11 protein-coding genes are annotated in these 8,521 nt (G+C 61.7%); 6 read left to right on the forward strand and 5 right to left on the reverse strand.

The features are described from left to right. Positions 1-41: 41 nt before the first annotated feature. Positions 42-1,490, reverse strand: coding sequence for a lysine--tRNA ligase (gene lysS / locus FN369_RS09315; protein ID WP_142525880.1), 1,449 nt, complete (start codon positions 1,488-1,490; stop codon positions 42-44). Further along, complete coding sequence (gene queD / locus FN369_RS09320) at positions 1,487-1,867, reverse strand: 6-carboxytetrahydropterin synthase QueD (protein WP_142525881.1); 381 nt, start codon at positions 1,865-1,867, stop codon at positions 1,487-1,489. Before queD ends, lysS begins: the two co-directional genes overlap by 4 nt. A gap of 287 nt (positions 1,868-2,154) precedes the next feature. Here queD and FN369_RS09325 point away from each other — a divergent pair, with 287 nt between their 5' ends. The 5 genes from FN369_RS09325 to FN369_RS09345 all read left to right on the forward strand — a co-directional run bounded on the left by FN369_RS09325 (position 2,155) and on the right by FN369_RS09345 (position 5,435). Then, the gene (locus tag FN369_RS09325; RefSeq protein WP_142525882.1) at positions 2,155-3,084 is read left to right on the forward strand and encodes an aldo/keto reductase; all 930 of its coding nucleotides are present in this window, start codon (positions 2,155-2,157) and stop codon (positions 3,082-3,084) included. Continuing rightward, positions 3,081-3,431 (forward strand): DUF167 domain-containing protein, encoded by a 351-nt coding sequence (locus tag FN369_RS09330; protein ID WP_142525883.1) that lies wholly within the window; start codon positions 3,081-3,083, stop codon positions 3,429-3,431. Before FN369_RS09325 ends, FN369_RS09330 begins: the two co-directional genes overlap by 4 nt. A 41-nt stretch (positions 3,432-3,472) precedes the next feature. Further along, positions 3,473-4,258 (forward strand): PDZ domain-containing protein, encoded by a 786-nt coding sequence (locus tag FN369_RS09335; RefSeq protein ID WP_142525884.1) that lies wholly within the window; start codon positions 3,473-3,475, stop codon positions 4,256-4,258. 101 nt (positions 4,259-4,359) lie between these two features. Continuing rightward, a complete protein-coding gene (locus FN369_RS09340; RefSeq protein ID WP_142525885.1) occupies positions 4,360-5,100 on the forward strand; it encodes a hypothetical protein in 741 nt (246 codons plus the stop codon). 110 nt (positions 5,101-5,210) lie between these two features. Next, positions 5,211-5,435 (forward strand): hypothetical protein, encoded by a 225-nt coding sequence (locus FN369_RS09345; protein WP_142525886.1) that lies wholly within the window; start codon positions 5,211-5,213, stop codon positions 5,433-5,435. 21 nt (positions 5,436-5,456) lie between these two features. On the opposite strand, the gene FN369_RS09350 is transcribed toward FN369_RS09345, so the two are convergent. The 3 genes from FN369_RS09350 to ispE form a co-directional block, all read right to left on the reverse strand. Next, complete coding sequence (locus FN369_RS09350) at positions 5,457-6,149, reverse strand: radical SAM protein (RefSeq protein WP_246189648.1); 693 nt, start codon at positions 6,147-6,149, stop codon at positions 5,457-5,459. 16 nt (positions 6,150-6,165) lie between these two features. Continuing rightward, positions 6,166-7,341 (reverse strand): NAD(P)/FAD-dependent oxidoreductase, encoded by a 1,176-nt coding sequence (locus FN369_RS09355; protein WP_142525888.1) that lies wholly within the window; start codon positions 7,339-7,341, stop codon positions 6,166-6,168. Positions 7,342-7,472: 131 nt separating this feature from the next. Then, positions 7,473-8,390, reverse strand: a complete 918-nt coding sequence (gene ispE, locus FN369_RS09360) for a 4-(cytidine 5'-diphospho)-2-C-methyl-D-erythritol kinase (protein WP_142525889.1) — start codon at positions 8,388-8,390, stop codon at positions 7,473-7,475. Between ispE and FN369_RS11610 the strand changes: the two genes are divergently transcribed. Continuing rightward, on the forward strand, positions 8,305-8,521 hold a 217-nt coding region (locus FN369_RS11610; protein ID WP_342799720.1), incomplete at its 3' end, for an orotidine 5'-phosphate decarboxylase / HUMPS family protein. The two genes, ispE and FN369_RS11610, sit on opposite strands and share 86 nt — an antisense overlap.

An 8,521-nucleotide genomic window follows, 5' to 3' on the forward strand; every position in this document is an offset into this window, starting at 1 on the left:
GCGCACGCCGGCGCGCGGGAATTATGAATTAGGTAAGGGAACTAAGGAATTTCCCGCGGGCGAAGGAGGGGGAAGAAGATTACGTCGCGAATCGATTCTCTTCCCGTGAGCAGCATCACGAGTCGATCGATGCCTAGGCCGATGCCGCCCGCCGGCGGCATGCCGTATTCCAAAGCCAGCAGAAAGTCTTCGTCGAGCTTTTGCGTCTCTTCGCCTACTTGGTGTTCCAGCCGCTCGCGCTGGACGATCGGATCGTTGAGCTCGCTATAACCGGGAGCGACCTCCTGTCCCCCGATGATGAGTTCAAACACATCGACGACGGAGGGGTCTTCCCGGTTTTGCCGGGCGAGCGGAACCAGCTCGGTGGGAAGATGCGTCACGAAGAGGGGGCCAGCGGTCCGAGCCTCGACCAGCTTTTCGAATGTGTGCCGGGTAACGTCGATGTCCTGGGCGTTCGGGAGAAGTTCGACGCCAAGCTCTTCGGCGAGCTTGCGCCGCTGCTCGGGAGAGAGGGAGAACCACTCTTTTCCCGTCGCGTCCCGGAGGCAGTCGGCAAACCTCTTCCTGGGCCAAGGTGGTTGCAGATCGATCGAAGGAAAGGTGCTGGAAGAGAGGCGCAGTCCTCCGCAGACCGTTTCGGCCAGATGGCAGACGAGCGACTCGAGGAGCTCTGCCATCCGCTCGAAGTCGGCGAAAGCCCAATAGGCCTCGAGCATCGTGAATTCGGGATTGTGCTTGCGGGAGATCCCCTCGTTCCGAAAGTTTCGATTGAGTTCGAAGATCCGTTCGAAGCCTCCGATCAGAAGTCTCTTGAGATAGAGCTCGGGAGCAATCCGGAGGTAGAGCGGGATCCCCAAGGCCTCGTGAAAGGTGGAGAAGGGCGTGGCCGCGGCTCCGCCGGGAACCGGCTGCATCATCGGAGTTTCCACCTCCAGGAATCCGCGCTCTTCGAGGAAGCGGCGAATTTCGCGGATGATCCGGATCCGCTGGTGGAAGGTTTCTCGAACCTCCGGATTGACGATGAGATCGAGGTAGCGCTGCCGGTAGCGCGCTTCCACGTCGTGGAGGCCGTGCCATTTGGAGGGGAGCGGACGGAGGGATTTCGAAAGAAGCTCGGAGTGGCGGACCCGCAAGGTCTTCTCCCCGGTCTTCGTCCGGAAGCACTCCCCTTCGACCCCGACGATGTCTCCGAGATCGAGAAGCTTGAGGTCGGCAAAGCGCTCCCCGAGGGTCTGGAGATTGGCGTAGATCTGCATCTTCCCGCTCGAATCTTGGAGGTGGGCGAAGAGACTCTTGCCCATATCCCGAATGGAGAGAATCCGACCGGCGAGCCGGGCTTCCCGTCCCTCGAGAAAGTCGGCCAAGAGCGCGGAAATGGACGCGGTGTCGGGGAAGGCGCGGCCGAAGGGGTCGATCCCGCGGGCGAGCCAAGCGGCCAGTTTGTCTCGACGGAGGCGGAGCAGCTCGCTTGCTTCTTCGTGTTCGCTCATGAGCGGATTGAGGAGGCGGGCCCGCGATAGAGACAGCGGACACGCGGAGTTTCACAAATCGTGATCTGAGCAAGGCCGGGGAGAAGGGATTCTAGCTTTTCCCAAAACCAGCGGGCCATCGACTCGATCGTTGGATTCTCCAAGCCGGGGATCTCGTTGAGGAACCGGTGGTCGAGCTGCGCGAGCAGAGGCTCGACCGCGCGGGAGATCCGGGCGTGATCGTAGAGAATGCCGGTCGCGGGATCGACCTCGCCTTCCACCGCGACGCGGAGTTCGAAGCTATGGCCATGGAGTCTGCGGCACTTATGGCCTTCGGGAAAGCCCGGAAGCTGTTGCGCTGCCTCGAAGCGGAAGTCCTTTTCGATCGTTACGCGCATCTCCAAAAAATGATTTCCTCCTTATGAGCGGAAGGTTTCCCGGGCGCAAGCTCGGGCAGCGGAAGAAAAACCATCGTAGAGGCGCGCTTCCGTTTCGAAAGGGAGATTTCCCGCCCGTGGATCGCGCCTTGTCCCCTGGGCGGCGGAAGGCCGGCGCCGACCGTTCTGCTTCCCCGTAGCTTCTTTTCGAATGCGAGAGCGGGAAGGAGTCGGCTCGGGAAAGCGCGGCGAATCTTCGAAGATCCGGATCGCCAGCTTGTTCGTTTTGCATTAGGGTTCAAGGGCAGATGGAGCTCCGATCTCTTGGGAAAACCGGATTGCTGGTCTCCCCGCTTGGTTTGGGAGCCGCCGAGATCGGCTTTACGGGGATCGAGCAGGGGGCGGCAACCGAGCTGCTCCATTTCGCGATCGATCATGGGGTCAACGTGATCGACACCGCGGCGGGCTACGCGACTTCTGAGGAGCGGATCGGCAAGGCACTGGGTCCCCGTCGGAGGCGGTGCGTGCTTGTCTCCAAGTGCGGCGGCTGGACCGAAGAGGGAGGGATCGGCTCGGAAAGTTGGACGGCGGAGCAGATCGGTCTCTCGATCGACCGATCGCTGCGGCGATTGCGCACCGAGCACATCGACGTGATGCTGCTCCACTCCTGCGATCGCTCGGTATTGGAGCGAGGCGAAGCTTTGGGCGCCTTGCGGCGGGCGCAAGAGGCGGGCAAGGTTCGCTTCCTCGGCTATTCGGGGGACGGGGAAGCGGCCGAGCTCGCCTGTCGACTCCCGGAACTGTCGGTGATCGAGACGAGCATCAATATCTGCGATCAAGCGAACCTCGAGACGGTCTTGCCCGCGGCTCGGGAGGCCCGGATCGGGGTGTTGGCCAAGCGCTCGCTGGCAAATGGAGCTTGGCGGCCTATCAAAGAGGTTCATCCCGCCTATCGGGAATATGTAGAGCCCTACGCCGATCGATTCCGGGCGATGAATCTGAAGCTAGACGAATTGGGGGCCAAGGAGATGCAATGGCCCGAAGTTGCGCTCCGATTCGTGCTCGCCCAGTCGGGGGTCCATGTCGCCTTAGCCGGCAGCGCCTGTTTCGAGCATCTTTTCGAGAACTTGGAAGCCGCTCGGAGGGGCGCTTTGCCCGAAGCGCTCGTGACCCGGTTGCGTCAAGCCTTTCTCCAAGCGGAACAGCGGTCGGGAAAACGGTGGAGCGCCCTGCGATGAAGGGGAAGGAAACGAAATCGACCCAACCCTCTCGTTCGCACTCGAATCGTCTCATTGTTCGAGTGGTGCCCAATGCTCGGAGGACCGAGATCGCGGGCGGTGGGGACGGAGTTGTGCGGGTGCGGCTGCAGGCCCCGGCAACCGAGGGGAGAGCCAATGAGGAGCTCATCCGGTTCCTCGCCGAGGTCTTCGGCACGCGCCGCTCCCGGGTCGTGCTCGTGCGGGGCGAGAAAGCGCGGGAAAAGTGCCTCGAAATTCGAGAGTGGCAAGGAAATGGAGAATCCGCCGAAGGCTACGCCGTGCGCTGGGCGGAACGGGCTGCGGCTTTGAGGGGCGGCTCCCGATGAGCGGGCGCGGGTGGCATCCTCTACTTTGGCCCCGAGTTTGCTTGGGCCTTGCGCTTCTTCTCGGCTGGACCGGTAGGCTCGCTTCCGCGCGGGCGGCCGAAGGGCCGCTGCTCACCAACCCGCCCATCATCGCCGTCTTCCCGGTGGAGGATGGCCCCGACGGGGTCCATTTCCGGTATCCTGTCGCGATCAACGAGCAGACCGTGGTCCAACCGGGTGACAAGCTCCGGACCCTCTATGTGAAGCCCGAGCTCGAGGAAAAGGTCGAGGAAGCGGTGCAGAACAAGGAACACAAGGAGGCGGCCTATTCGCGGAAGTCGACACCCGATCCCCTGAGCGAAACGCCGGCGGAGCGAGCCCTCAAAAAGTTCACCCGCACGGTCTGGCCTTCCAAGACGACCTTTCTTCAGGCGCTCGAGGTGTTGAACGGCAGCGACTTGCGGTTGATGTACCAAGAGGCGAATCGGGAGAAGGTCCGCGATGAGCCGGTGAGCTTGCCTGCGGGTCTGCTCTTGGCCGCCATCGACGGACGAATTGCGGTCTTGGCCGTTCAGACGGGGGAAAAAGGGGAACGGGGCGGTTTTCGACCGGGGGATCGGATCATCACCATCTCGGGGCAACCCTTCGTCGGCACGCTCGACGAGTTCCTGGAAATTTACCGGAGAGCCAATCTCGGCCGAAAATCTGGTGAGAGCCAGGCGCTGAGCTTCACGGTCTTTCGGGAGGGGAGTCCGGAGCCGATCGCCATTTCCCTTCCCCTGCCTCCCAGCCTTCAGCAGAGCCTCTTGGAGTTTTCGCCCGAAATGGGACGGGGCCATTCGGAATGATCGGCGGATCGGCAAATCGGGCGGTTTTCGATGGATTTTTGGAAATGGGTGAGTAAAAAGGCCGAAAGCGGGCCAGAGGGAAAGAAAAGGGAGGAGCGCTCGTGATCAGGTTCTTTTTGGGAGTCGCGTTGATCGGAAGCTTGGCGACTGCCGTGCTCGGATTCTTGTTGGCCAATCAGCGTAACACGATTCGCCGGGAGTATGAAAAGACCGCCGCTCAGCTCAAGAGCGTGACCGAACAGGCCGAAGAGAGCAAGGTTCTGGCGGCAGAGGCCCAGAAAAAGTTGGAAGAGACGCGATCCAAGATGACCGAGGCTACCGAGAAGCTTGCCCAGATCGAAAATCAGGCCGGCAACGGAGATAGCCGCGTAGCGGAAGCGGAGCAGCGCGCCAAGGAAGCGGAGCAGCGGGCGCAGCAGGAAAAGGCGGAAATCGAGGAGCTGGGGAGCAAGCTCGAGTCGGAGAAAGCCGCAAGCGAAGCGGCGACCGCCAAGGTCGAAAGCCTGCTCAAAGAAAAGCAGGCGTTGGAGGAGAACTTATCCAAGCTGACTGCGGAAGTTGCTCGGATGCGGGAAGTTTCCCCTTCGACCGTCCGTGCGGTGTCGATGAGGTCGGGAATTCGGGGGAAGGTCGTGTCGGTCAACCGCAATTGGAATTTCGTAGTCTTGAACGTCGGGGAAAAGGACGGCCTGGTGGAAAATGGGGTGTTGAACGTCTATCGGAGCGGACAGCCCGTCGGCAAGGTGAAAATCGTCTCGACCGAGGCGAGCACGGCCGTCGCCGACGTAGAGGCGGGATCCGATGGAGGGGGAATTCAACCCGGCGACGATGTGTTGAATTAAGATCGGGGTTTTGGCATCCTGAACAAAACCGTCCGGGTGGACGGGCTAAGAGTATCGGCGGGAAAAAGGGCGTGCCGTTCGCCCGGAAACGAAGAAACATGCGGAAAATCATGAGAAAGGCCAAGTTCGGTTTTATCCTGCTCGCGGGAGCAATGTTGCTGGGAGGATGTGCCTCTTCCTCCGACAAGCAATCGGCGGCCCAAAAACAGGCCGCGAAACAAGGGAAACAGGTTTCCGATCTTCCCTGGAATCGGCCTCCTTCGTGGCAGCAGGCGGGCGCCGCTGGGGCTTATTTGGGCGGGATGGGAGCGACCACTCCCGGAGCCCCCTATTGATTGGATGGGTTCCGGCGGGGATTACACCCCGCGGAGGTTTGGGTCCCAGATAAATTTGTGGAGTTGGAACCCCAGGCGGACGGGTAGGCGATCTCGAAGGATCCATCCGGCCAAGGTTTCCAGAGAGAGTTCTCCGAATACCGGGGAAAAGTGGATAGCCCGAACCCGCTTCGCCCACGAGGCGGCGTCGATCCGTTTTCGAGCCCACTGGTAATCCGCCTCCGTTCCGATCACAAACTTGAGCTCGTCTCGCGGCCCCAGCAGGTCGAGGTTGGCGGACAGGTTCCGGGCCGATTCTCCGCTCGAGGGGCATTTGCAATCGACGATCCGGTGAACGCGTGGATCGACTCCGTCGATCGAGTGGGCACCGCTCGTTTCCAGAAGAACGGTGTAGCCGGCATCGCAAAGCTGCTGGAGCAGAAGGCGGCTATTTCTTTGCAGGAGAGGCTCCCCTCCGGTCAGCTCGACGAGCCCGCAGCCGAAGCGTTCCACTTCCCGCAAGAGTCTGCTCAAGGGCATCCGCTCCCCTTCGAAAAAGGCATATTGGGTATCACACCAGCGGCAACGGAGATCGCATCCGGTCAGTCGGACAAAGACGCACGGCTCTCCGGCGAAGGTGCTCTCTCCTTGAATGCTCCAGAAAATCTCGTTGACCACGACCGCGGGCTCGCGGCGGGCCGCATCGGAAGGAGAGGGATCGACGGTTCTGGTCACGACCCACCCGAGAAGCTCAAGCCGGGATCCGGCCTCGGAGATCGGCGGCCTGGAAGGGACCGGGTTCCGCGAGGAGAGCGCGGGCCGCATCGACTTGACCCCATACATTCCAGAGCAAGACCCCGCGCACTCTCCGGCGCTCCAAGTAATAGATCACCCCGGTGCGGAATGGCTCCTTCCAGTCGGAGACGGTCTCGAGCCGGTTGTCGATCCAGCCGACCGCTTCGTAGCCGAGATCGAAGAGATCCGAGTAGAAAAAGGGAATGTGATCGTATTTCGTTTCTTTCCCGGCCATGTTCCTGCCGGCTACCAAGCCCATCTGGCGGGCATTGTCCTCGTGCTCGAAACGAACTCGCTGCCCGAGCGCGGGATTGAAGAAAGCGGCCACGTCTCCCGCCGCGTAGACGTCCGGATGGGCCGTGCGGAGAAACTCGTCGACCACGATGCCGTTCTCGACTGCGAGGCGCGCGTCCTTGGCCAGCCCGACGTTGGGGGCGATCCCGATTCCCGCGACAAGGGCGTTGACCGAGAGGCTCCCCTGGCCGAGCCGGATCGTGAGCGGACCTTCTTGATCCTCGACGGCCGAGACCGTCTGCCGGGGGAGCACTTCCACCCCCTTTTGGCGGTAATAGTCGTTGAGGAAGAGGGAGAGATCCTCGGGAAAGATCCTCCCGCCGATTCCCGATTCGGCGAAGAGGAGGGTAACCCGCTTTCCGTTGAGAGCCAGCGCAGCGGCAATTTCCGAACCGATGAAACCTCCGCCGAGGACGCAGATCCGCTCCTCCGACTCGGCCCACGAGCGCAACTTCCGATAGTCCGCCAGCGTTCGGAAGTAGAGGATCTTCTGGCTGGTCGAAGGGAGACGGCGCGGGTTGCCTCCCGTCGCGAGGAGGAGCTTGTCGAACGAAAAGGTCGTTCCTCCCTCGGCCGCGATCGTCTTGGAGGAAAGGTCGAGAGCGCGAGCGGTGCACTCGCGGTGGAAGACCACGCCCTCTTCGGGCGTCCGGCACCAGATCGAATCCAGGGCTTCCCCTTTCCAAAGCCCTTTGGAGAGAGGCGGACGATTGTAGGGGAGCTCCGGCTCCGTTGTCAGCACCCCGATGGAGCCGTGCGGATCGATTTCCCGAATCCCGCGGACCGCGGCATCGGCCGTCATCCCGCCGCCGACGATGAGATAGGTATATTGTGGCATAAGAAAAATGACAGGAATCGTTTAGAAAACTTGATTCTTTGCTTACAGCCTAACCGATTCTCGCGCCCGGTCCAGTCCCACGAACTCTTTCCGACAATTCTTTCTTTAGGGGATTTAGACTTTCCTGCGGTCTAATCGCGGTGGGAGGATTCCGTCAAAAGAGCACCGGAGTTTCGCGAGCTTCCGTCGCTCAGAATGGAAAAGGTCTCGATCCAGGCTTCCGGTCCGAAGAAGAGCCGAGCCCTTTCCACAAGCTCTGGCTCGGGTGGATCGGTCCAGAGGCCGAAAACCGAGCTCCCGCTCCCGCTCATGAGGGCAAGCTCGGCTCTCGCTTCCTTTTGGAGCCACTCTCGTGCCACGGCGATCCAGAGAAATTTTTCGAAGACGGCCGGTTCCAGGTCGTTCCGAACCGGCCCCCAGGGCGGGAGGCCGCGTTCCTCTCCTGGGCGGGGATTCCGGGCGTAGGCGTGGTAAGCCCACGGGGTCGGAACGGGAAACCCAGGAAAGAGTAGGAGGCCCATCCGCGGACCAAGCCAAGGTTCGGGTGTCACGATTTCTCCTCGGCCGTGGCAGAGAGCCGGGTTCCGGAAGAGGAAGAAGGGAACGTCGCTGCCCAAGGACGCGGCAAGGGGCAGGAGGGCGTCGAGAGAGGAAGGACGGCCGAAGAGGCTCCGGAGCGCCAAGAGCGTAGCGGCGGCATCACTGCTGCCTCCCCCGAGGCCGGCACCCGAGGGAAGCCGCTTTTCCAGAACGATCTCTAAGCCGCAAGGGAGTCCGAAGGAGTCGGCAAAGAGACGAGCCGCGCGGCATACCAAGTTTTCCTCGCCCGCCGGGATGCGCGCGTCGTCGCATCGAAAGGAGATCTCCCGGCCGGGGCGGAGAGCCACTTGGAGCCGGTCGCCGAGGGAAACCGGAGCCATCCGGGTCGAAAGCTCGTGAAAGCCGTCGGAACGGCGGCCGAGGATGCGCAGGTCGAGGTTGATTTTCGCCGGGGCGAAGAGTTCAATACCCTGCGAAGTGTCCTCCCTGCCCTTAGCGGATGGGCTCATCGTGGCCTTGGATCTCTTCGAGGTGGAGAAAGCGCTCTCCTTGGCGCGTCGACTGCGCGAGTATGTCAATTGGTTCAAGGTCGGAAGTCAACTCTTCTTGCGCGGCGGGCCCGCCGTCGTAGAGCGGCTCC

Source organism: Methylacidimicrobium cyclopophantes, assembly GCF_902143385.2.
In the GTDB taxonomy this organism is placed as follows: Bacteria; Verrucomicrobiota; Verrucomicrobiia; order Methylacidiphilales; family Methylacidiphilaceae; genus Methylacidimicrobium; species Methylacidimicrobium cyclopophantes.

Excerpts from the sequence above, each read along its gene's own strand:
- ispE (WP_142525889.1), bottom strand. The coding sequence starts at position 8,390 with ATGAGCCCATCCGCTAAGGGCAGGGAGGACACTTCGCAGGGTATTGAA.
- queD (WP_142525881.1), bottom strand. The coding sequence starts at position 1,867 with ATGCGCGTAACGATCGAAAAGGACTTCCGCTTCGAGGCAGCGCAACAG.
- FN369_RS09345 (WP_142525886.1), top strand. The coding sequence starts at position 5,211 with ATGAGAAAGGCCAAGTTCGGTTTTATCCTGCTCGCGGGAGCAATGTTG.
- lysS (WP_142525880.1), bottom strand. The coding sequence starts at position 1,490 with ATGAGCGAACACGAAGAAGCAAGCGAGCTGCTCCGCCTCCGTCGAGAC.
- FN369_RS09355 (WP_142525888.1), bottom strand. The coding sequence starts at position 7,341 with ATGCCACAATATACCTATCTCATCGTCGGCGGCGGGATGACGGCCGAT.
- FN369_RS09330 (WP_142525883.1), top strand. The coding sequence starts at position 3,081 with ATGAAGGGGAAGGAAACGAAATCGACCCAACCCTCTCGTTCGCACTCG.
- FN369_RS09325 (WP_142525882.1), top strand. The coding sequence starts at position 2,155 with ATGGAGCTCCGATCTCTTGGGAAAACCGGATTGCTGGTCTCCCCGCTT.